Genomic DNA, 21,012 nt, shown 5'->3' with positions numbered 1-21,012 from the left:
ATCTAGCACACTATATAATCATCAACAAGATAATGGATTGGCATATGAACATGCAGTCACGACAGGAAATAGGGACACAACTTTCTTTTGCGCTCTATGGTGCGGCGAGCCGCATGAACCGGTTACATAAGCCGTTCCTGGATCCGCTGGGCCTTACCTTTCCCCAGTATCTGGTCATGCTGGAGTTGTTTAACGGAACCCCACGCACCGTGGGTGATATTGGGAATAAGCTTGGCATGGACACCGGCACCATTACTCCCATTCTCAAAAGACTTGAGGCTGCCGGACGCATAACCCGCACGCGGGATCGCGCAGATGAAAGGCGGGTTCTCATTACCCTCACCGATGACGGGCTCGCGTTGCAAAGCGAGCTGTGGCGCGTAACCGAAAGAATCAAATCAGCCTGTCAGTTATCGGATACAAAGCTTGAGGAGTTACGAGATACCCTGAATAGCTTTGCCCATCCCGCTGATAACTGATCATCCTCCACTCAGATAAAAGGTACTTGTATGAAAATAGGCATTATTGGCGCCGGAAACATTGGTGCGACGCTGGCACATAAGCTCTCTGTGCAGGGCCATGAGGTCAAACTGGCGAACTCAAGAGGACCGGAAACCATTGTAGAGTTGGCGCGAAGAGTGGGTGCGCTGGCGGTTGAGCGCCAGGAGGCCGTACGAGATGTGGACGTCATCATCTTCTCTATACCCTTTGATAAGCATGGTGAATTGGCTGAACTCTTGCGTGATGTTCCGGAAAGCGTCGTCGTCATTGATACCTCTAATTACTACCCCTTCCGCGACGGGGACATTGAAGAGATCCGTGAAGGCAAACCTGAAAGCGTGTACGCCAGTGAAATAGTCAAACGCCCTCTTGTCAAAGCCTGGAACGCTGTTCTGGCCCAGACGCTTCAAGAGAAAGGGCTGGCTGCCGGTTCACCGTCCCGTATCGCTATCCCGGTTGCCGGCGACAGTCCGGTAGCAAAATCTGTTGCGCTTGAATTGGTCAGTCAGACCGGTTTCGATGCAGTAGATGCCGGTACGCTTAGCGAATCATGGCGGCAACAGCCCGGCACGCCAGCCTACTGTACTGAGCTAAAAACCGGAGAGCTTGAAGCAGCCCTTAAGGCAGCGGATAAAACTCGCGCTCCACTGAACAGAGATGCGTTGATCAGGGAGTTTATGTCTGCAGGCGAACAACTCACTCATGATGCTATCGTCAAACGTAACCGTGCAGTAACGGCCTGAGCCAAAAAGGGAAAATTATGATTAGTAATGAAAAGTACCGGATTGCTGTTCTGGGAACCGGCCACATCGGTAAAACGCTTGCTCGCAGTCTCGCATCTGCCGGTTACTCCGTTAAGGTTGCTAATTCACGCGGACCTGAAACGATAGCCCCCGACGTGCTTGAAACGGGCGCTGCAGCAGCTGATGCAGTCAGTGCCATGAAGGATGCGCAGGTTGTCATCCTTTCCATACCTATGGCAAAGCTTGCGGATATCGCTCCTCTGATCCGGAAATTACCCCAGCATGTTATCGTTGCTGATACCTCTAACTATTATCCACATCGCGACGGCAACATTGATGCGTTCTCAGATGGTCAGGTCGAAAGCGCGTGGGTGGCGCATCTCCTGAACCGTCCGCTGGTGAAGGCGTGGAATGCAATAGGTTCAGATTCCCTTGCGACAAAAGGTACAGCAGAGGGCACGGTGGGACGTATTTCAATTCCGGTGGCAGGGAATATCGAAGAGCACAAGAAAATGGTTATGCGTCTTGTCAGTGATACGGGGTTCGACGCTTTCGATGCAGGTACAATTGAGGAGTCATGGCGTCAACAACCGGGTGCACCTTGCTACTGCACTGACCTCACATATGATGAAATGAAGTCAGCGATCGCCGCAACGGAAAAAACGCGGCTGCCTGCGCGTCGGGATATTGCTGTTCAGGCAATTCAGGAGCGAATGGGGGATAAGCGATCCAATCCGACTGCAGATTATATTGTCCGATTACACCGGACTCTTTTTATGTAATCCGTAAGCCATATTTCATTTATCGATGCATGAGCGATAATGCAAACGTCTGCTGATCGCTCAAAGCTGCCTGTCAACATGGTCAAGCTCTACCACAGCTCAGAGGTACAAAAAATCACCTTAACGTACAATAATTTTCGATATCCAAACTGACCCCTATCAAGATCACGTATCTCACCAACACCAATTAAAGTCGGTGCCTGACGTAACGAGAGACGAAGGCCATCAGCAAAACTCGGAACATCTCTCCCAATTTCGGATTGTTGAGGCTTGAGCACCCATTGAGGACCCCCTAGCAGATATCCAGGGGAAGTCCCTTCCATTCGTTAAGCCTGATTTTTGAACAGGCTTACCTATTGCAATAGGGCGTACTCCCGCGCTATATGCCGTTTTCCGCGCAATATGTTAAATAGACCCCGATTTCTCACAATATAGCAGCTCTCTCTGCCCTTTCTCTCTCTGTCAATTCTCTTAATTAGAAGTCATATAAATCATATCGTTGAAACTACGTTCCACAAAACCTAAGATGCGTATGCCCCTAAAAAGGTAAGTGGCTTACGGGTAAACACGTAGGCTAATCAATTCCCTATATCCCAGTAATGGTGAATGTATGGCTCAAATAATTTTTGAAAGAAACAGAGGTGTTCCGTGGCAACAGAAAAGAGAACGAATGGAGATTCCATCCATGAGCAGTTAAACCAGTTAGAAATGCAGGGGCGTGTTCCGAGTGACATTCGTGAGACAGGCATTCAACAAATGCGCTGGCAATGGGACGAATATCCTTCAGGTGTGCATTATGGCGCACCGATGGACCCAGAACCGTTAGGTCGCTACAACGACCCTACGGGCCGCACAGGTATCTGCTACGCCGCAGATAACGCCGCCGCTGCAATAGCTGAATCGTTGGGAAGAGTCTACCAACGTGACCCAGAGAATTTTACTCTCGGTTTGAGTGATTTACACAAGGCTCAGATGTATACGCTAGAGACGACTCGTGATACGAGAACCATCAATATGACGAAGTTGCAGGGTATGTTGCATATTACTGCTGATCAGACGATGGGCAATCGACAGGACATTACACAAGCCATTACCGATTGGGCTGCGAACACACAAGGGCTACAGTATGACGGTGTTTCGTACAGTTCCAGGCATTACGGTGTGGGGATATGTACTGCCTTCTGGGAACGCGAAGGGGAGACAGGCCCCTTAGCTGATGTTACGCATAGTTCCGTTTATTCACATGTTGATTCGAACCCAGATAATTTCCCTCAAAACTGGCAGGAAAAAGACATTGATGGATTTGAAATTGTGGTGGAAACGCTACAGTTTGATGTGAGTGCAGATTACTCGTAAATAAAAGGCCCTAAGGGGCCTTTTTTAGTGGGATGCCTGATGACCGAAGAGAGCGGCTTGTTTGCGGATCTCTTTCATGTGTTCACCTGCCGTGCCGTATTTTTTCAGTGCATCTATGACATTTAAATTTTCTTCATCATCGAAAAAATACATAGCAGTCAAGAACGAGGTTTTAGTGACTGGGCTAAAATCTCCCAGCAACAATAAAACCTCTTCCAGCCCATCAACCATGCGGTTTCCGTCAAACTGGAATGTCGGGAATTTGCTCTCGCCCCCTACCTGCACTGCCAGCAATTTTTTTGCTTTCAGTCGATTGTTAATTGTCTGTCTTTTTACTCCGATGATGTCAGCTGCTTTACTTGCCCGGCATGTTCCGCCGAGTCTCTTCAAACGTTCTGCAAATTTGACCGCGCTTTCATTTAGATGATCCATTTTGCGTTTTTCACGCGGTGACATCTCAGAAGACCGGTCTAGTTGAGTTTCAAAAAAGAGTTTAGCCAGCTCGTTATCTGTCATGTTGCGAGCGGTGGTTAGCTGTTTTTTTTCAGCTAATTTTGCCACTAACTCGACTGCTAAATTTGATAAGCGGTCAAACACGGACATTTGCTCTGCGGACAGTAGTTTGCGGCATTCTTTTTGAATTGTGCTAGTCATATTTACCTCTCTTTGACACTTACAATAGTCATGTAATGGTAAAGTGTCAAATTAAAACGACGTGAAAATATACAGATTGAACAGGTGGTATTGTCGCAATAGGGTGTACTCCCTGGTTCTGTCGCATTAAGGCGTGGTCAGGTAACATGCTGTTTTTTTACGACGTTGCCTACCCATGTCTCTGATCCAAAATGCCTTTAAACGCCTGCATTATCCCGTCGATATCATCGCGCAATGTGTTCGTTGGTATCTGGCTTACGCCCTGAGCCTGCGTAATCTCGAGGAGATGATGGCGGAGCGCGGTATTATCGTTGACCACTCCACGCTTCACCGTTGGGTCATCCGTCTGGTGCCCTTGCTGGATAAGGTATTTCGCCGGCATAAACGCTCAGTAGGTCGTCGGTGACGCATGGATGAAACTTACATCAAAATCATTCTCTGTCGGAGGAAATTGGCTGGCGTAGTCATGAACTATCTTCGCCAACTGTTGCTGCTCTGCGGTTAAGTCGATCATTCTTTTCCTCGTGAAAGTGTCAGATATTTCCTGCATGCAATCTAAGAATGCTTTGATGCCGGCAACCAACGGTACAGCGTTGGTACCTAAACGCCGAGATCTTTAGCCACGTCTCTGGGAGGGATATCGCTGGCTAATAATTTTTTAGCCGACTCAATTTTACTGCTGGTCATTTGGCACTGTTGCAAATAGCCCGTTAGGGTCAACGCTCCCTTAGGCTAAAAAACCTTAGAGGCTGAAAACGTAGCTCACCTGACGCATTTCGCCCTGAGGATGACCATAATACCAAGGTTCAACCTGACCTTTACGCAACGTGCGCATCACCTCTATACCCTTGATCGTGTAATAAGCCGTTTTCATGGATTTGAAGCCTAACATCGGATTGATTATCGGCTTCAGCTTACCATGATCACATTCAATCACGTTGTTGAGGTATTTCACCAGACGGTGCACCACGTCTGGCGGGCTTCAATAACGCGAGCGCTCTGCCATAGGTGGGTTGCTTTATCTGTAATAATGCGTCGTGGCTGTTCCCAATCCCGTAAGTGACCCAACATCTTCTTCAAAAATCGATAAGCCGCTTGAGTATTACGCCGAGACGAAAGATAAAAATCAATCGTTCTACCGTGGCTGTCGACGGCCCGGTACAGATAAGCCCATTTGCCACCGATTTTGACGTAGGTTTCATCCAGATGCCAGGGACGAAGGTCGGTCGGATGACGCCAGTACCATCGCAGGCACTTTTCCATTTCAGGTGCATAGCGCTGAACGGGCTTGTTGCAAATAATGAGAGTCGTTGATTTTACTCATTGATGGGGGAAATAATTAGGCTAAAACCGTCTCAATGTTAAAGAGCCGATTCATAAAGGCGGATATTTCCCGCACGCGACATTCAGGTTCGTCACAGCGTAGCCAAATATCAAATTGACCTTTATTCAGTCGTCGCATCGTCTCAAATCCCTGAAGAGTTGACCAGGCTCGATTTGGCCGTTTGAACCCCCCGGCCGCTTTTACCAATTTTTTGATGGGTGCATGGTCAGACTCGATACGATTATTCAGGTATTTGACTTGCCGCTGCTTCGCATCATCCCGTAGCTTTCCTTCTTTCATCAAACGAGTAATAGCGTAACCGTATGACGAATGTTTATCGGTATTGAGTATTTTCGGCTGTCTTTCAACCGGATAGGGTTTTAACACCCGTTTAAGGAATTGATAGGCAGCATTTTTATTTCGTTTAGCCGAAAAGTAAAAATCTAATGTAGTACCGTGCTTATTGATGGCGCGATAGAGATAAAACCATTTTCCGTTGACTTTGATATAGGTTTCATCGAGTTGCCATGAGGAGTCGGCATGCGTAAATTGATATCGTCTCAATTTCTGACGAAGTATGGGTGCATATTCAATAAACCACCGGTAAATGGTAGAACGATGAACGGAAATCCCACGCTCTGCCAGCATATCGCTGACATTGGCATAACTCATTGGGGTTGAACCGTACCAACGTAAGCACCACAGGATGATCTCGGGTGCAACATGTTTCCATTTGAAATCGCCAGGGGTCATGTGGGTTCACTGAAGAAGGGATGAATAGCTTCAGTTTTCATGACAACGCCATTTTTTGCAACAAGCCCCCTTCAGCCGAAATGGCGCTTTAGCTTATCATCACCAGATTTTTGCAACAGTGCCCCTTTACCGCCGATGGTCGTCACCTGCATACGATTCTGAAAGAACAGGCGGATGCGTGGTAAGCAGAAATACTCTATTGCATCTTAGATTTTGAAATAGCTTCCATATATTTTAGTATGCAACTTTATTTATTTTTAGAGTTTTCACGTATGCCATATCATTCTAATGCCACTCCGTACTTAAGCATTGACCATGACAGCATCGCTGACTGGAAATCTGCGCTGTCTGGGCAGTGGTTTATTGGTGTAGTTGATACAGAAAAGCGTTCCGTAAAATTAGCTCCTGTAAATATATTCGATGCCAGAGGAAATCTAGATTCAGCGGTATTAAATAATACTTCAATGCAGGGCATGAACCGCTATGCTTCAGGCGCTGTCGGTGAGAGATTTGGTGGCTCAGCTATGCCTGAATATCTTCTAAATCGTGCTGCTGGAATGACGCACCATACCGCAGTGGCCTTGCAAGCTGGTTTTGATCCATCCAGTTCCCTTGGATTTAGTCTGATAAAAATAAACAGTCATTTTGCTCAAATGAAGATGGCATCTAATTCCCTGAATGCTGATAAACCAGGTGCAAGGTATCACCATAACTTTTCTCGTGCGACATCTATGAAAAGAGATGGATATTTCCCGGGAAGTGCCCAGTTACCGCTGCAATGGCAACATGCTTTAACTCTGTTTTTGAATACAACCATGCACATTCCGCATATATGTATATCTAATGATTGAATTGTTATATACCTCATACCGGAAGGTTAGATTTCTCTGTTGCGCTGCCTATCCAAAGTAGAAATGTCACCTTGGCGTTTGAGATTAACGTTTTAAATTGGCTCTGAATTCTTCTGGATTGACCAGTACTGGATTGATGGCTTTAAGTTTTTCCAGTGCCCTGAGCTGTGCTCTGCGTTTAGGCATGTGCTGGCTCCGACTCCGTTTCCCCGCCAGGCTAAGTTCTTCCTGTTTGAGTTGAGCCAATTGGAGTACCGCACCCAGCCTTTTATTATCAACTATGCGCCCTTGGTCAACGCAGGCCAATTTGTCAAAGGATTGGTATGTCAGGCTACGGTGGCCGTACTTGAACGATATCGTTCCATCCGGATAGTCATACGACATGATTTTTTCACCGACAATCAGTGAGTTTTCTTCTGTAGGGTCAACAAGATAAAGGTTTTAATCATATTGAAACGTCAGTGATTTCGATAGCGTTCTCAGGCTTTGCTAGGCAAAAATATCTTCAAGTTCCTCTTGAATTTCAGTCACGGGACGGTGCAGATCCTTAGGAAACTTAGCGGGGCGAGCAAAGCGGCAGTTAAAGTCGACTATAAAGGGGGTTGCTTGGAAAACGGAATCTATGGTGCTGATGAAGCCACACTTAAAGCGCGAGATCGCATCACCAACTCCGGCCCTAACCGCAGTATTCTTCACGCTATGGTGCTAAAATACGTGTTATCAATGACTATGCTACTATTGGCCAATGAAAATGACACCCACACCGTACGATGCACTTTTTAAAGTGCGACGCGAAGTCGTACTCATGATTGTCTCACCCACTTAGGACAGAGAGACCTGTTGTTTCCTCAGCAGTAGCCTACCGAAGCATGCGTTGCTGGTAACGGCAGGGTATGAAGCCTTCGGGACAATGTAATCCCTCAACGAGTAGGGTTTACCGTGAGGTAACCCCTACTGCTGGAAGCATCATCCGGCAGGGATGCTAGGCTGGATAGGATGGTTAACATACGTGAATCACGGTTTAGTCCCCGTTAGTGCGAACAAGCCAAAGATGCTGACAGGCTTGGGCCAAAAGGTATGTGATGGGATGTCTCGGTCTTTAAATCCGAACACAGGAACACAACATCACCGGGGAAGATGTGGAACCTAATCTATCCGTGTCATGAGTATGGAACGCGGTAAGTCCGTACTGTCGCTGAGAAAGCAAAGCGAATCGTAAGAGGAGCCGATAACAATGCGGGTAAAGGAAAACCGAAAAAGCGAATGCTGCCTTGTAATGAGGCAGATAGGGATTGAGTCAGTTAACAATATTATCCCACGTGAAAACGGGCAGACTTCGGTGAGGCCTATCTGGCTATTGTACAGGATATACGTATCCGCTTAACGAACAAGAACCTCACGCGCGTCTTTCATCAGGGCCCGAATTGATAACGATTCATCATGGCCGTTTATAGTACCGCAGTCTCTCCCCTTTATTTTACTGACGAGCAGACAGAAACCATAAAACCGGCGTTGACATGCCGGGGAAGCCCTTATAGTACAATGTTTTCCGTTTCCCAAACGGAGCCCATGTATGCCATTTGGTTCAGGATACGTCCTGATGGACAGAAACCTGCGGAGTCACAGACAGCGGTTTGACCGTGACGTACTACAGAAGGGGTCGCCAGAGACTACGTTCCGGCGGCCTTGAAAACACCGACCCGAATGATGAGGATTTAACGATGAGTCTCGCGAATAGTCGTAACCGGATGTGGCATTATCAGCCCTCTGGGATGTGATACAGAGATAGCCTGGCGCAGGCTTCTTAGGGCCAGTCGGGTATAAGGCGTTTTTCTCCAGAAATCAGCGAGGAACTGGTGTTGCCGTAGCGTGACAGGTACCTTCTCTTGTAGAAGATAATGAAGCAGGCTATGGTCCGGAGCGGTTTATACCGACAAAAGATCGAATGCAAATGGACCGTTTGGAAGAAGGCGCAATGGTAAACAGCGGTTTACTGAGTGTTCCCATTCCGTACCCAATTTTTTTTGAAAAACCTCAATACCGCTGCGCTGTCACGGGTTTCTGACAACATAAAATCAATCGTATACCCGCCATTATCCACCGCCCGATAAAGGTAAACCCACTGGCCATTCACTTTGATATAGGTCTCGTCCATCTTCCAAACGCGCCCGCGGGCTTCTTCCTTTTTCTGAAAGATTGCTCAAGTTGCGGCGAATAATGGATGACCCATTTTTGCACGGTTGAATGGTCTACAGTGGCGCCCCGCTCTTCCAGTAGCTCTTCTATATGATATGACGATAACTGAGCGGGTAGAAAAGCTTCCATCGCACAGCCATCAAAATGATATCTTTAGGAAAGTGGCGACCTTTAAAACTGAGCATCATTCAACCTTTATTCAGATGTCTTGGTCCGCAATAACGGAGCTTTCAGATTTTCGACAGAACCCCCACATTATACCCCTTTAGCCATCCATGCACCAACGCCTCACTTTGTTGCATTTTGATTGGGAATGGGATCTATAGCTCACGTATAACATTAAAACTTGTCTGGGAAATTTGGCCCTCAGGGTTGTTTCCCCACGCGTGCCCCGCCTCTAGGTCATATCCTCTGCGAGGTGCCTGTCCCAACGTCAAGACATAGGGAAGATATGCTAATCCGGCAGCTGCCCCCGCCGCCGCACTTTCTATGGTCAGTGAGACATGACTGTTCGAAGTTCTGGGTGTTGCGGTGAAGTCGCTCGTATAAGCGGCACCGAGTACCGTTGAGAACAAGGCACTGCGGCCTGCATTATTGTTAAGTATTCTGTTTGTTATTACACTCCATGTGCGCATTGACGGTGGACTGAAGCGAACATGCGTTTCCACCTCTCTGCCCGTGAGGTAAGAAGAACTGCCTAAAGAGACCGTATCATCGGCGCACTCGCCCAGAAAGTTCACCACAGAACGTGCTGCAATATTCGCCCCCAAGGCACCGGTATAGGGTTCAAGAATATTTGTGCAGTACTGCATTGCCTCATTGACCGCAAATTGATTGGGAACATATGCAATGGCACCCATCGCTGCGGATATTCTCTGGCAACGTTCATCTGTCTCGAGATTATCCTCGCGAAGAATGTAATGCTGGATAACGTCGCGTAATGGCGTATACACAAAATTCGCTGCGGCTAGTGCCGCGGCTGCGGAACTGCCCATAGCTCCGATGGCAATCAAGGTTGTCACACCCGCGCCGGACAGGATGATGCAGGCAATCCTGCCCGCAATAGTCCACCGGGTATAAGTATGATTATTGACATCACGATAAAGCCCCGTAGCTTCTAACACGCAAGGGAAATAACCGGCAACGCTTCCCAACGCGAGCGAAGCGCTACCTTCGGCAATACGGTTGAATACATAGCGTCGAAGGAATTCCCTGACTGCCGTGGGTATCACAACGGATGCCGTATTTCGGGCTGCAATAGCGCCGGCATTACCCGCTTGACGGCGCAACCATGAGTGCTGTCTGGCAACCTCTAGGTTCCTCATAAGACTACCCTCAGGGATAATAATGCCAATCCAGTCGGATGATGGCGATGCGTTTCTCTGAACATGTGGTGCAGAATGGTACATAAACTCTCCTTGCGTTTCGTCTAAACAAACAGATTGTATGGTATAGAAATAAGAAGGTTGGTAAGCGTCTGCCCCACTCCCAGTCGAAACGTAACAAAGGGTTCTGTGGGTTCTGTTGAAAATATTCGCCAAAGTCGAGGGTGGCCTTATTCAGGGTGTAATTAGGCCGCTAACGAATATAACGGAGCCGTTAAAGGTAAATTCTCTCTCAGGTTAAAAGCCTTAGAGACTGAAAACGTAATTCACCAGACGTACTTCGCCCTGTGACCAAGGTTCTGTCTAGCCTTTACGCAACGCGCGCATGACCTTTATACCTTTGATCGTGGCGTAAGTTGTCTTCATGGTTTTGAAGCCTAACATTGGATTGATTATCTGCTTCAACTTACCGTGGTTGCATTCAATCACGTTGTTGAGGTACGTCACCTGTTGGTGCTCTACATCCGGCAAGCATTTGCCTTCTCGTTTTAATAAAGCCAGCGCCCTCCATTTTTGCATACTGATGCCGTTTAAGTTTGGGGCGTCCATTCAATTAGAATCCTATAAATAGGTGTTTCTATAAAATGCTGTATAGACTGAGTTTGGATACCAAGATCAGCTTCCGATTTAGGAACGTAGGTTGCAAAAATATGTGCTCTTGCTGATGTATTCCAAGGTGCAGTAACGTGTTCTCCTTTCAACTAGAACATGACATTATTTATCACTTCACTTTTATGCCGATTGCGATAAAGCCAGCGAATTTCGCTACTGGTAATATCGCCCGGCATTTTTCTTAACAACTCTATTAAAATCAATTATATCTAGAATAAAATGTACTCGCTTTTCTCTTTCATAAAGCTGGAAGGCTAATCCGGCTTTACTCGTGCGCGTTCAAGCTTCTTTAGAATCGTCAAGACTGATATGCGATTTTTTTTGGTTCTATCTTTTTGAATTTAGATTTTTTATTGAGTAGTGCAGAATTAATTTCGACAACTTTTCCTGACGGAAACAATCGGTTCATATGAATTCCTTCTGTACCGTAGAGATCTATACCCTTTTCAATATTCCACTTAGGATGGCTACGGAAGAATTTCTTGAACTGTAGTACCCTTTCGATATTCTGTTGAACCTCGGGATTCTTACGAATCTGGGAATTACTTTCGTAGAATTTACCCGGCTTGTACAATTGATCCCTATGTTTCGGTACACCAATGACACTGTTAATGATCTGATTCTGGATAATGATTCTTGTCACTTATCTTCGATAGATAGCCACATTAAAAAAATTTATCTTTTGAATGCTATTTTTCTGGGTGGAAAGAATAGCATTACGCATAGCATCTCTTGGCCCATCAAGGCCATAAAGTATATCACCATCAATAAATTCAAATTTAGAATGCGTCATTTTAATTTATTATCATATTCAATATGTGAAGTATACACTAACAAAAAAAATCAGTCTTGCGTAGCTATGATTGTAATTATTGATTTACTCGATAAATATACAGCATAGCAAATTGTTACTTATTTTGAATTAATATAGAAAGTAGGCATTCCCCTACAGGAAGTTAGCTAATGGACTATTTTTTTTAAAAAGAAAAACAAGGATAATTCTATATAATAATTTAACTTTTAATTATTTGCTTGGTAAGTAAATGGCTTGTCTGTGGGTCATGAGTATTTATGGTTGAGTACTTTATTTATCTCTGTATAGGCGAACTATTGCTCCGGTTTCTTGAATTTTCGTATACATAATCGAAAAATAATAATAAGTTCTTGAAAGGGCTGTTAGTTGAATGGTTGGAAAAGTAGGATTGGTTGAATTATTTATCTAGTTCGGTTGAGATACATTTAAATAATTAATATTCAAATACTAACAGGAATTTTTAAATGAGTAACACACAAAAGAAATTAGGAAAAATAAGGGCGCCACGCGTTCAAATCACTTATGATGTAGAAAATTGTGGTGCTGAAAGTAAGAAAGAATTACCTTTAGTCTTAGGTGTTGTGGGTGATTTTTCTCAGCAAGACGTTCCTCTAAGAGATCGTAATTTCCTGCATATTGATAAAGATAATTTCAATGATGTCATGGACGGTATGAGTCCAAGTATTGAATTACTGGTTGATAGTGCTATCCCTGGTAAAAATGGACAATTAGCAGTTTATTTGCAGTTTAATTCGATGGAGGATTTTTCCCCTGAAAATGTCGCTATGCAAGTTGAACCTCTAAAAAATCTGCTTGCCCTTCGTGAGAAATTAACAGAATTGCGCAATCGTATTGCCAGTAATGATGCTTTAAAAGAACAACTGGTTGAGTTGTTGAGTCAGCAAGGGAATGTCAACCTCATAGTTGACGGCCCGCAAGGGGATTTGAAATGAGTGATATTCAGATCTTGGATGCAGTTTCTCAAACTGAGCTCCAACGCGATTACCTTGATCAAATTATTGATGATACCCAGGCTATTCGTCGCGAGGAAGACCGCGGTAAATTAAAGCATCAGCTTGATAATTTCCTGACAGACGTTACTTCTGGCGCAATTATTATTTCTAACGACTTGGTGGGCAGCATAGAGGTCCGTATTGCTGCTATTGATGCGCTGTTATCTGCGCAGGTGAGCAATATTATCCAGACACCGGCGTTTCAGAACATGGAGTCTTCCTGGCGCGGGTTACGTAAATTAGTGCAGAGTAGTACTACCGAAAATACTAAGGTTCGCCTGTTTAATTGCACCAAAAAGGAACTGATTCGCGACTTTAAATCGGCCTCTGATTTTGATCAGTCTGCTCTATTCAAAAAAATCTACGAAAGCGAGTATGGCACCTTCGGTGGCGAACCATTCTCCGCTTTTGTCGGTGATTTTGAATTTGATGCCATGCCAGAAGATGTTCAACTATTAGAGCAAATCTCTCACGTTGCCGCAGCTGCACATGCGCCATTTTTGACGGCAGCCAGTTCCGGTATGTTTGCTATGAACTCGTTCTCTGAAATGCCGCGCCCACGTGACTTAGGTAAACTATTTGATACTTCTGATTATATTCGCTGGAAATCGTTCCGCCAAATTGATGATTCGCGTTACGTTGGCTTGACCTTGCCACGTGTGATTGGCCGTTTGCCTTATGGTGCTAAAACTGTACCCATTGAGATGTTCAATTTTGAAGAGAACATTGATGAAGATAAGGGGGGTGATAGCTATCTATGGGTAAATGCCGCTTATGAATTGGCAGGCAGAATAGTTGAAGCTTTTGAAGAATACGGCTGGAGTGCAGCGATCCGTGGTGTAGAAGGTGGTGGCTTAGTGAAAGCATTACCGACCTATAACTATATTTCGCAAACTGGCGAGAAAGTCATGCAATGTCCAACAGAAGTAGCAATTTCAGATCGCCGCGAAAAGGAACTTGCAGACCTTGGTTTTATCCCATTGGTTTATTGCAAGGGGACTGACTATGCCGCTTTTTTTGCGGTTCAATCAGCAAATAAACCGCGTAAGTATGAATCAGAGTTGGCAAATGCTAACGCAAGGCTTTCCAGCCAGTTGCAATATATTCTGACTACATCACGTTTTGCACATTATTTGAAAGTTATTGTGCGCGATAAAGTAGGTAGTTTTATGACGAAGTCAGAGTGCCAACATTTTCTGCAGAATTGGATTAATCAGTATGTCGTTGGATCAGACGATGCCGGTCCTATTATAAAGGCTAGTCATCCACTGCGCGATGCAAACATTGAAATTGTCGATGTGCCAGGTGCGCCAGGGCATTATCGTGCGGTTGCCTATTTAAAACCCCATTTTCAGTTAGAAGGTCTCAGTATGTCGCTACGCCTTGTTGCTGAACTTCCTGCACCCATGGGCGCATAACCATTAAACTAGTAAGAGAAGTTAATTATGTCAGATGTTAAAACATTATTTATTAAATTCACCGATATCCCAGGTACTGCTAATGTTAAAGGGTATACGGATTATATACCTATTGATAGTGTGAACTTTTCAACTTTTGCTAGTGTGCAACCAGATTCTTCAGGGGTTTTGTCTAGCGGTGGTGCTAATATTTCTGCTATCAATTTTTCAAAATATGATGATTTTAATTCAGATGAATTACTAAGCACAAAAATACTTGACGCTGAATCTTTCAAGGAAGTTATTATTGTTAAAGTTACAACGAATAAAGGTAAAACAGTTGAAAATAGAAAGATTACTCTGAACAATGTTTGCATTGTGGCGGCTGAGACTAACATTCTAAATGCTTCAGCAGCTGTGAACCACTATTCGATTGTAACGTCATCATTCAAACGAGAATCAAATACAGTTGCGAAAGATGGTACTACTAAGAAACAGGGGCCTAAAGGTTTCGATTTTGTAACTGCAGAAGCCCAGTAAATTCATAATTTGACAGTGTAGAAATACACTGTCACTTAGAGATGATGAAATATGAAATCATTACTAATCAGTCTTTCAGATAATAATTTTGATTATAGTCAGCAGTCATATCCTATAATTGGAGATAAAAATAGTATACTTTCTGAAGAGTTTATGATGATATTATCTACTAGACCTTGTGAGATTAATGTTTCTGATTTTTCATTGGTTAATGCATCTATTTTAAATTATGGAGTAAGTGATGCATTTGAATATAATATCCCTGCAATAGAAATTGCATCTACTTTAGCTTCTCGCATAAAAATGGCGCTAATTCGTTTTGAACCACGTTTACATGATATCCAGGTTGAAGCTGAAAATAAGAATGGGTCATTCTATTTTTTTATTATAAAAGCGAGATCTATGGAAGGGCCGGTACGTTATCGAATTATGTGGGACGATGTAATAAGTCATTTTTCTTTTTTGGAGTAGAAAGTTTAACCATGTTAGCGACAAAACTGCTTGCTTATTATCAGCGAGAACTCTCTACTTTAAAAAAATATGGCAAAGCATTTGCGCTCCAATTCCCCAAGGTAGCACACCGCTTGGGCTTGTCTGAGGGTTCTTCAGAAGATCCGCATATTGAGCGATTAATTGAATCTTTTTCGTTGATATCAGCCCAAATTCAGTTGCGCCTGGATGAAGATATGCCAGAGACGACCGATGCCTTGTTAACTGTAATGGCTCCACAATTCGCAAGGTCTTTTCCCTCTGTGTGTATTGTGCAGATGGAGCCTGATGTCAAAGTCGGGGCCTTAACTGAAAGTAATGCTATTGCAGCCAGAACTGCGCTGTACAACAAAATGGATAGCGGGCGGACATGTAAATTTCGGACGTCGTATCCTGTGAATTTGTTACCGGTGAGCCTGGATCATGCTGGGTTGCAGTTAGATGAGGAAGAGATGATATGGAGTTTGACGCTGCAACTGCAGGTATGGCCAGGGGCCATATTTAGTGGGGAGTCAGTCCGTTTTTTCCTTAATGGTTCGAATGCAATAGTCAATATTATTTATACATTGCTGTTTAGTGAAGTTATGTCTTTTTCATTGCTTCATCAACATCAACTTTATGATTTATCACCAGAGAGCATACAAGCGGTTGGCTTTGCAGAAAATGAAAATTTGCTGGCAACAGATTCACTGGTTTCGCCAATACACTCTTTATTGTTGGATTATTTTCTTTTTCCACAAAAGTTTCATTTTATTGACTTACTTTTGCCGACCGGTTTTTCGGCTAATAGTCAAAGTAAACTGACTTTTGTTATAAAGTTCAATCGTGGTACGACAGCTCATAAGTTGGAGAAAATGGCGGCATCCGTTGATGAAAGTCTTTTTAAGCTACATTGCACGCCGGCAATCAATTTATTTGAGCAAAGAGCAGAACCTATTGCTCCGCTACATCAAATAGCGGAATACCCAGTGGTGCCCGATATTCGCTATCAGGATTCTATTGAGGTGTGGTCTATTGATCGTGTGCAGGCCTTATGTAAACAAGGTAATGAAACCCAGCGTCGGACTGTTTATCCACTGTTCGGGCTCGACCATTCAGGGCTTAGCTCTGAGAATAATATTTTTTGGCAGGCTATGCGGCGGGAATCTGTACATGATGGTGGTATCACTTCGGCTCTGTTTATCGCTTTTTCGGATCGTAGTGAGCAACCTCTGTTACCGCAGAGCGATATTATTAGCCTGTCGTTAACCTGTACCAATGGCGACCTGCCATCCACATTGCTCAACGGCAATCCTGGCGGTGATTTTGAGTCAGAGAACCCGCTGGCAGGGGTTAAAGTTAATGCGCTAACTCGACCCACTAGAGTAGTGAAAGTCGCAACAAAACAGGGCGCTCGCTGGCGGTTAATTTCACAAATGTCTCTCAATCACATGCTGTTCAGTGGCGCGGAGGGGACTCGTGTCCTGAAAGAGACATTGGCCTTGTATAACATCACCGAAAAGCCCTCAGTGCAGCGGTTAATCAACCTTGTTCAACAGGTGGAATCTCGCCCGGTGACGGCGCGATTAGTGAAGAACGACCCGCACTCGCTGGCCCGTGGTGTTGAAATAACTATCACTTTTTCGCGCGATGCAGAAGAAGAAGTTGAGTATTTCTTACTGTGTCGCTTTATCGATGGCCTTTTGGCGTTGTATGCACCGGTCAATAGTTTTTCCCGCGTAATCACTTGTATTGATTCCGTTGAGGGAAGTTCTCGTTACTGGCCTGTGAGTGCGGGTAGGTTGTCGTGGATCTAAGTAAGGTACTCAGTAAACATAATTTTTTCCAGCAAGTGCGCGTCATGCTTGGTCAACTGAAAAAGTCGAGCGGTATGAAGCCAAAGCAGTTGCTTGAGGATCATCTCTATTTTGTTTCGCCATTATCCCTTGAGACACCACGAGGTGAGGTTGGTCCCATTAAGCCGTTGGCTGAAAATCGCTGGCAGGTGCAAGTTTCTTCCTACGGTTTGACAGGTGCTATGGGGGCGCTACCGACAACCTATACCGAATGGTTGATCGAGCGCTATTACCGCTATGGTGATACGGCGGCTAAAGCCTTTTTTGATATTTTTAATCATCGTCTGCAATGTTTGCGTTATTTGGCATGGCAGAAATATCACTTTTATGCACAGGCAGAGTTTGAAGCAACAATGCCGCTGAGTGCCGCAATTCGCGGGTTATCGGGGTTTAGTGAAGGGGAATCATCACTACAAAAAGAGCGTGTTGCCACTCTTTTTGCCCATTCGGTGCGCTCCATGGTCAATTTGGAGACCTGGCTGAAAACGTTGTATGGCGTGCCGGTTAAAATAACGCCGTTTACGGGGGGATGGCGCAAGATGGCACCTTCGTTTTGTTCATGCCTTGGAGGTAATGACCAAACACTTGGGGAGGCTCCGATGATCGGTAGCGTTTATTGGGATCGTCAATCGCATTTTACGGTCACACTTGGCCCCATTCCGCTGCAAACCACCTGCCTTTTCTTGCCTGGAGGGCCGCGTTACGACTTGCTTTTGCAGCACATTCAGGAGTTTGTTGGCGCTGGACTGGATTTTGATATTGATCTGCTGATTCAACATGCGGGAGCCCCCCGTACTTTGCTGGGGTCGGGTAGGCTGAGTCTGGATATCAGCCTTGGTAACTCTACCGAACTTGGCAAACACAAAATTAGGTTACCCGCACGTCGGGAAGGAAGATAAAGCAATGGCATTATTCGGACAGGAAAATAGACTTATAAGTTTTGTGGGAGACGCTGCTGACAAGTTTATATTGCAGGAAATAGAAGGAGAAGAGGGGCTTTCTTCTCCTTACTGTTACCAACTGCGTTTCCACTCAGAGTTGAGTGGCGACAAGATGATCGGCTTTTTAGGCAAGGAACTGGCTTGTAAGATAGGCTTGGAGAAAGAGAGTCGTTATATCCATGGTGTATTGACACATATCCGCAGCACAGGGGACGGTAACTATATTGGTACTCTGGAGCCACGCATGGCATTGTTGCAACTCAGTCATAATCTGGCAGTTTTTCAGAATATTACGGTACCTGATCTGGTCTGTAAGCTATTACGCAAGTACCAGATAAATAATATCGAACTTCGCCTGAGTGGTAACTATCAGCCGCGTGAATATTGTATCCAGTACCGTGAGTCTGATTTCAATTTTATCAACCGGTTACTAGAACAGGAAGGTATTTACTACTTCTTTAAGCACCAGATGGGTCAGCATACCTTAGTGCTGGTTGATCATGCCTCCGGCCACCCGACAGCGAAAACACCTAAATTAAAGTATGGGCTTCAGGTATTTGATGGGGCAGCGATAACAGAATGGTCTTCCCATTCTACTGTTGTTGCCTCATCGGTATTGTTGAAAGGTTTTAGCGTGGCACAGGCGGATAAGGTTGAAGGTGAATCTCCAACCTGCGATAAGCTGCACTGTGTTGTTGGCCTCCATTATGTCGATACCCATGGTGATGACAAACATGACCTGCTGTCATCAAGCGCTCGCTTGAAAATGGAACAGATGGAAGCGGAAATGCAACAGTTTGACGCTAGGGTAGGCGCTTATTGGCTGATCTGTGGCGAGAAGTTTGCTATGGATGACCACCCCGTCTTCAATGGTGATTATCGTATCAAATCGATCAGACTGAAAGTCGCCAGTAATCTTATTAACGACCGGCCCGACTTTAGCTGTGAGATCACCGCTTTTAAAGACAGCACCATCTGGCGACCTGTCGCGAAAACGTCCATCCCCCAAGTGCCGGGTATTTTAACCGCTGTTGTGGTTGGCCCGGCATCTGAAGATATCCATACCGACAAATTGGGGCGTATCAAGATCCAGTTTCCGTGGGATAACGAAAATAAACATGATGACGGAAGTTCGTGTTGGATTCGGGTATCACAAGCATGGGCCGCAATCCAATCCGGCGCAGTATTCTTGCCGCGGGTCGGTAACGAAGTATTGGTGAGCTTTATAAACGGTAATCCAGACTTTCCCGTGGTTATTGGTAGCGTTTATAACGGCAAAAATATCCCTCCTTTAAGTTTACCTAGTGAAAAGAATCATAGCGGTTTTATTTCGCGCAGTTCATTGAATGGCAGTGTTGAAGAGGGGCATGAACTGCGCTTTGACGACAAAAAAGGTGAGGAAAAACTGCAGATTACGTCACAAAAAGATCTCATTTTGCAGATCAAAAATGATGTAAAAACTGAGATAGCACATCAGGTGACGGAAACTATCGGGGCTGACCGCCTCACCACCATTACCAAGGGAAAGGATAGCCTGACGCTGAAACAGGGCGATCGAAGTCTTGAACTTGAACAGGGCAACCATTCTATTCAGTTGAAACAGGGCGACCATATTGTGGCACTCGATCAGGGAAATTACACGACCACGCTTAAGCAGGGATATTTATCTACCCAGCTTAAGAATGGCGACTACTGTCTTGATATAAAAGGTAATGTTAATGAAGCCCTGACCGGGGGCAATCACATATTGAAGGTGTCTGGTGGCGGGAGCGTGGTCAAAGCAGATAAGGCTTGTGTTATTGAATCAACCCAATCCATTGAACTAAAAGTGGGTAGCAGCAAAATCTCTATTTCGCCCGCCGGTATTACTTTGAGTGGTGTCACCATCAAAATTACCGGCAGTGGCACAGCAGAGTTGAAAGGGGCAATGGTGACGGTGCAAGGTTGTGGCATTACCCAGATCAAAGGCGGCGTGACCATGATTGGTTGAGGAAAATATGATGATTAAGTCGAAACTAATGACACAAGTCGGCTTGGCGACGCTCAGCAGTATCCATGACGAACGTGAAAATATGCAGGCGCTTCTCGGGACAAACAACTGGGAGGATGCCCTGGCTTATCTGGTGAGTAACCACCCGACAGACAAGCTGATGACATGGATTTTAGCGCAATTGATGGTAGACACTGCGTCTTTGAGTCAGCAAGAAAAACGCTGTGCTCAGGAGATCCTTGAATGGTTAAAAAACCGTGATGACGCCTGCCGCTGGTGTATTTTCAACCAAGCTGACGAACTGGGCTTTGACAGCTTGATGGGGATGCTTGGACTGGCACTATTTTGGTCTAAGGGCAGTATGACTCCGGCTGAGTTTGAAGCGGTTTACCCGGAAAAACATCTAGCACCGGTGATGTTACATTGTGTACTAATGCTGATAAGTATCAGATTAGCAGGAGAACAAGCTCCTATTAGAGGTGCCCAAACCTTGGTCGCTCAATGGTATTCAGCATTAGGAGGCCATTGATGGGACAACCCGCAGCCCGAGTGGGTGATATGCATGTTTGCCCGATGGTGACGTCAGGTATGCCGCCAATCCCCCATGTGGGAGGGCCAATTTCCACCCCTAGCACCCCTACGGTACTGATCGGCGGAGTCCCAGCGGCCACCTTAGGGTCGATGGCAGTCTGTGTTGGCGCATCAGATACCGTGATCATGGGAAGTACTAAAGTATTAATTGGCGGTAAACCTGCCGCGCGTATGGGCGACAGTTGCGCCCATGGTGGCTCTGTAGTGGTTGGATGCCCGACAGTTTTGATTGCTTAAGTGTAGAG

At 45.3% G+C, this 21,012-nt stretch carries 20 protein-coding genes and 6 pseudogenes; 16 read left to right on the top strand and 10 right to left on the bottom strand.

What is annotated here, in order from left to right:
• Positions 1–44 precede the first annotated feature (44 nt).
• Genes Q2T72_RS22540 through Q2T72_RS22530 form a run of 3 tightly spaced genes read left to right on the top strand, consistent with a single transcriptional unit; the run spans position 45 to position 2,026 of the window.
• Entirely contained in the window at positions 45–479 is a 435-nt protein-coding gene (locus Q2T72_RS22540; protein ID WP_181540659.1) for a MarR family winged helix-turn-helix transcriptional regulator, read from the top strand.
• A gap of 30 nt (positions 480–509) precedes the next feature.
• Positions 510–1,244 (top strand): NADPH-dependent F420 reductase, encoded by a 735-nt coding sequence (locus Q2T72_RS22535; RefSeq protein WP_214194878.1) that lies wholly within the window; start codon positions 510–512, stop codon positions 1,242–1,244.
• Between the two features lie 17 nt (positions 1,245–1,261).
• Positions 1,262–2,026 (top strand): NADPH-dependent F420 reductase, encoded by a 765-nt coding sequence (locus Q2T72_RS22530; RefSeq protein ID WP_241569609.1) that lies wholly within the window; start codon positions 1,262–1,264, stop codon positions 2,024–2,026.
• Between the two features lie 164 nt (positions 2,027–2,190).
• Here the strand turns inward: Q2T72_RS22530 and Q2T72_RS22525 are convergent.
• A pseudogene (locus Q2T72_RS22525) lies at positions 2,191–2,328 on the bottom strand (plasmid transfer ATPase TraJ); the annotation flags it as partial.
• Between the two features lie 346 nt (positions 2,329–2,674).
• Between Q2T72_RS22525 and Q2T72_RS22520 the strand changes: the two are divergent.
• The gene (locus Q2T72_RS22520) at positions 2,675–3,382 is read left to right on the top strand and encodes an RES domain-containing protein (RefSeq protein WP_372569987.1); all 708 of its coding nucleotides are present in this window, start codon (positions 2,675–2,677) and stop codon (positions 3,380–3,382) included.
• Between the two features lie 24 nt (positions 3,383–3,406).
• Here Q2T72_RS22520 and Q2T72_RS22515 read toward each other — a convergent pair whose 3' ends face one another.
• A complete protein-coding gene (locus Q2T72_RS22515; RefSeq protein ID WP_372569986.1) occupies positions 3,407–4,036 on the bottom strand; it encodes a DNA-binding protein in 630 nt (209 codons plus the stop codon).
• Between the two features lie 175 nt (positions 4,037–4,211).
• Between Q2T72_RS22515 and Q2T72_RS22510 the strand changes: the two are divergent.
• A pseudogene (locus Q2T72_RS22510) lies at positions 4,212–4,439 on the top strand (IS6 family transposase); the annotation flags it as partial.
• On the opposite strand, the gene Q2T72_RS22505 reads toward Q2T72_RS22510, so the two are convergent.
• The 4 genes and pseudogenes from Q2T72_RS22505 to Q2T72_RS22490 form a co-directional block, all read right to left on the bottom strand.
• The gene (locus Q2T72_RS22505) at positions 4,425–4,550 is read right to left on the bottom strand and encodes a hypothetical protein (protein WP_372569985.1); all 126 of its coding nucleotides are present in this window, start codon (positions 4,548–4,550) and stop codon (positions 4,425–4,427) included. The pseudogene Q2T72_RS22510 and the gene Q2T72_RS22505 sit on opposite strands and share 15 nt — an antisense overlap.
• 86 nt (positions 4,551–4,636) lie before the next feature.
• Positions 4,637–4,726 (bottom strand): annotated as a pseudogene (locus Q2T72_RS22500) (recombinase family protein); the annotation flags it as partial.
• Positions 4,727–4,778: 52 nt separating this feature from the next.
• Positions 4,779–5,320, bottom strand: a pseudogene (locus Q2T72_RS22495) (IS6 family transposase); the annotation flags it as partial.
• 55 nt (positions 5,321–5,375) lie between these two features.
• Positions 5,376–6,113: an IS6 family transposase gene (locus Q2T72_RS22490; protein WP_372569984.1), complete on the bottom strand. Its 738-nt coding sequence runs from the start codon at positions 6,111–6,113 to the stop codon at positions 5,376–5,378.
• A 239-nt stretch (positions 6,114–6,352) separates the two neighbouring features.
• Between Q2T72_RS22490 and Q2T72_RS22485 the strand changes: the two genes are divergently transcribed.
• Positions 6,353–6,964, top strand: a complete 612-nt coding sequence (locus Q2T72_RS22485; protein ID WP_372569983.1) for a hypothetical protein — start codon at positions 6,353–6,355, stop codon at positions 6,962–6,964.
• 84 nt (positions 6,965–7,048) lie between these two features.
• On the opposite strand, the pseudogene Q2T72_RS22480 reads toward Q2T72_RS22485, so the two are convergent.
• Positions 7,049–7,561: pseudogene (locus Q2T72_RS22480) on the bottom strand (ISNCY family transposase); the annotation flags it as partial.
• A gap of 9 nt (positions 7,562–7,570) precedes the next feature.
• Between Q2T72_RS22480 and Q2T72_RS22475 the strand changes: the two are divergent.
• On the top strand, positions 7,571–7,747 hold the full coding sequence (locus Q2T72_RS22475) for a hypothetical protein (protein ID WP_372570011.1): 177 nt from the start codon (positions 7,571–7,573) through the stop codon (positions 7,745–7,747).
• Positions 7,748–8,954: 1,207 nt separating this feature from the next.
• Here Q2T72_RS22475 and Q2T72_RS22470 read toward each other — a convergent pair.
• The 3 genes and pseudogenes from Q2T72_RS22470 to Q2T72_RS22460 all read right to left on the bottom strand — a co-directional run.
• Positions 8,955–9,119 (bottom strand): DDE-type integrase/transposase/recombinase, encoded by a 165-nt coding sequence (locus Q2T72_RS22470; RefSeq protein WP_372569982.1) that lies wholly within the window; start codon positions 9,117–9,119, stop codon positions 8,955–8,957.
• Between the two features lie 361 nt (positions 9,120–9,480).
• A complete protein-coding gene (locus Q2T72_RS22465; RefSeq protein WP_372569981.1) occupies positions 9,481–10,569 on the bottom strand; it encodes a hypothetical protein in 1,089 nt (362 codons plus the stop codon).
• 279 nt (positions 10,570–10,848) lie between these two features.
• Positions 10,849–11,049 (bottom strand): annotated as a pseudogene (locus Q2T72_RS22460) (DDE-type integrase/transposase/recombinase); the annotation flags it as partial.
• Between the two features lie 1,386 nt (positions 11,050–12,435).
• Here Q2T72_RS22460 and tssB point away from each other — a divergent pair.
• The 9 genes from tssB to Q2T72_RS22415 are packed head-to-tail and all read left to right on the top strand — an operon-like array spanning position 12,436 to position 21,004.
• The gene (gene tssB / locus Q2T72_RS22455) at positions 12,436–12,924 is read left to right on the top strand and encodes a type VI secretion system contractile sheath small subunit (protein WP_372569980.1); all 489 of its coding nucleotides are present in this window, start codon (positions 12,436–12,438) and stop codon (positions 12,922–12,924) included.
• Entirely contained in the window at positions 12,921–14,402 is a 1,482-nt protein-coding gene (gene tssC, locus Q2T72_RS22450) for a type VI secretion system contractile sheath large subunit (RefSeq protein WP_372569979.1), read from the top strand. Before tssB ends, tssC begins: the two co-directional genes overlap by 4 nt.
• Positions 14,403–14,429: 27 nt before the next feature.
• Positions 14,430–14,921, top strand: a complete 492-nt coding sequence (locus Q2T72_RS22445; protein ID WP_372569978.1) for a type VI secretion system tube protein Hcp — start codon at positions 14,430–14,432, stop codon at positions 14,919–14,921.
• Positions 14,922–14,972: 51 nt separating this feature from the next.
• Positions 14,973–15,392: a GPW/gp25 family protein gene (locus Q2T72_RS22440; protein ID WP_372569977.1), complete on the top strand. Its 420-nt coding sequence runs from the start codon at positions 14,973–14,975 to the stop codon at positions 15,390–15,392.
• Between the two features lie 11 nt (positions 15,393–15,403).
• Positions 15,404–17,206 carry a type VI secretion system baseplate subunit TssF gene (tssF, locus tag Q2T72_RS22435; RefSeq protein ID WP_372569976.1) on the top strand — a complete coding sequence of 601 codons (1,803 nt, stop codon included), beginning with the start codon at positions 15,404–15,406 and terminating at the stop codon, positions 17,204–17,206.
• Entirely contained in the window at positions 17,197–18,144 is a 948-nt protein-coding gene (gene tssG / locus Q2T72_RS22430; protein ID WP_372569975.1) for a type VI secretion system baseplate subunit TssG, read from the top strand. Before tssF ends, tssG begins: the two co-directional genes overlap by 10 nt.
• A gap of 4 nt (positions 18,145–18,148) precedes the next feature.
• Positions 18,149–20,176 (top strand): type VI secretion system Vgr family protein, encoded by a 2,028-nt coding sequence (locus Q2T72_RS22425; protein ID WP_372569974.1) that lies wholly within the window; start codon positions 18,149–18,151, stop codon positions 20,174–20,176.
• Positions 20,177–20,186: 10 nt separating this feature from the next.
• Positions 20,187–20,705 carry a hypothetical protein gene (locus Q2T72_RS22420; protein WP_372569973.1) on the top strand — a complete coding sequence of 173 codons (519 nt, stop codon included), beginning with the start codon at positions 20,187–20,189 and terminating at the stop codon, positions 20,703–20,705.
• Positions 20,705–21,004 carry a PAAR domain-containing protein gene (locus Q2T72_RS22415; protein ID WP_372569972.1) on the top strand — a complete coding sequence of 100 codons (300 nt, stop codon included), beginning with the start codon at positions 20,705–20,707 and terminating at the stop codon, positions 21,002–21,004. Before Q2T72_RS22420 ends, Q2T72_RS22415 begins: the two co-directional genes overlap by 1 nt.
• Positions 21,005–21,012 lie beyond the last annotated feature (8 nt).

It is taken from the genome of Yersinia sp. 2466 StPb PI, assembly GCF_041538325.1.
GTDB lineage: Bacteria > Pseudomonadota > Gammaproteobacteria > Enterobacterales > Enterobacteriaceae > Yersinia > Yersinia enterocolitica_E.
Note: the sequence above shows the minus strand (reverse complement) of the source record. Positions and strands in the feature narration are given on the sequence as shown.

Excerpts from the sequence above, each read along its gene's own strand:
- Q2T72_RS22540 (WP_181540659.1), top strand. The coding sequence starts at position 45 with ATGAACATGCAGTCACGACAGGAAATAGGGACACAACTTTCTTTTGCG.
- Q2T72_RS22535 (WP_214194878.1), top strand. The coding sequence starts at position 510 with ATGAAAATAGGCATTATTGGCGCCGGAAACATTGGTGCGACGCTGGCA.
- Q2T72_RS22530 (WP_241569609.1), top strand. The coding sequence starts at position 1,262 with ATGATTAGTAATGAAAAGTACCGGATTGCTGTTCTGGGAACCGGCCAC.
- Q2T72_RS22515 (WP_372569986.1), bottom strand. The coding sequence starts at position 4,036 with ATGACTAGCACAATTCAAAAAGAATGCCGCAAACTACTGTCCGCAGAG.
- Q2T72_RS22505 (WP_372569985.1), bottom strand. The coding sequence starts at position 4,550 with ATGATCGACTTAACCGCAGAGCAGCAACAGTTGGCGAAGATAGTTCAT.
- Q2T72_RS22490 (WP_372569984.1), bottom strand. The coding sequence starts at position 6,113 with ATGACCCCTGGCGATTTCAAATGGAAACATGTTGCACCCGAGATCATC.
- Q2T72_RS22485 (WP_372569983.1), top strand. The coding sequence starts at position 6,353 with ATGCAACTTTATTTATTTTTAGAGTTTTCACGTATGCCATATCATTCT.
- Q2T72_RS22470 (WP_372569982.1), bottom strand. The coding sequence starts at position 9,119 with ATGGACGAGACCTATATCAAAGTGAATGGCCAGTGGGTTTACCTTTAT.
- Q2T72_RS22465 (WP_372569981.1), bottom strand. The coding sequence starts at position 10,569 with ATGTACCATTCTGCACCACATGTTCAGAGAAACGCATCGCCATCATCC.
- tssB (WP_372569980.1), top strand. The coding sequence starts at position 12,436 with ATGAGTAACACACAAAAGAAATTAGGAAAAATAAGGGCGCCACGCGTT.
- tssC (WP_372569979.1), top strand. The coding sequence starts at position 12,921 with ATGAGTGATATTCAGATCTTGGATGCAGTTTCTCAAACTGAGCTCCAA.
- Q2T72_RS22445 (WP_372569978.1), top strand. The coding sequence starts at position 14,430 with ATGTCAGATGTTAAAACATTATTTATTAAATTCACCGATATCCCAGGT.
- Q2T72_RS22440 (WP_372569977.1), top strand. The coding sequence starts at position 14,973 with ATGAAATCATTACTAATCAGTCTTTCAGATAATAATTTTGATTATAGT.
- tssF (WP_372569976.1), top strand. The coding sequence starts at position 15,404 with ATGTTAGCGACAAAACTGCTTGCTTATTATCAGCGAGAACTCTCTACT.
- Q2T72_RS22425 (WP_372569974.1), top strand. The coding sequence starts at position 18,149 with ATGGCATTATTCGGACAGGAAAATAGACTTATAAGTTTTGTGGGAGAC.
- Q2T72_RS22420 (WP_372569973.1), top strand. The coding sequence starts at position 20,187 with ATGATTAAGTCGAAACTAATGACACAAGTCGGCTTGGCGACGCTCAGC.
- Q2T72_RS22415 (WP_372569972.1), top strand. The coding sequence starts at position 20,705 with ATGGGACAACCCGCAGCCCGAGTGGGTGATATGCATGTTTGCCCGATG.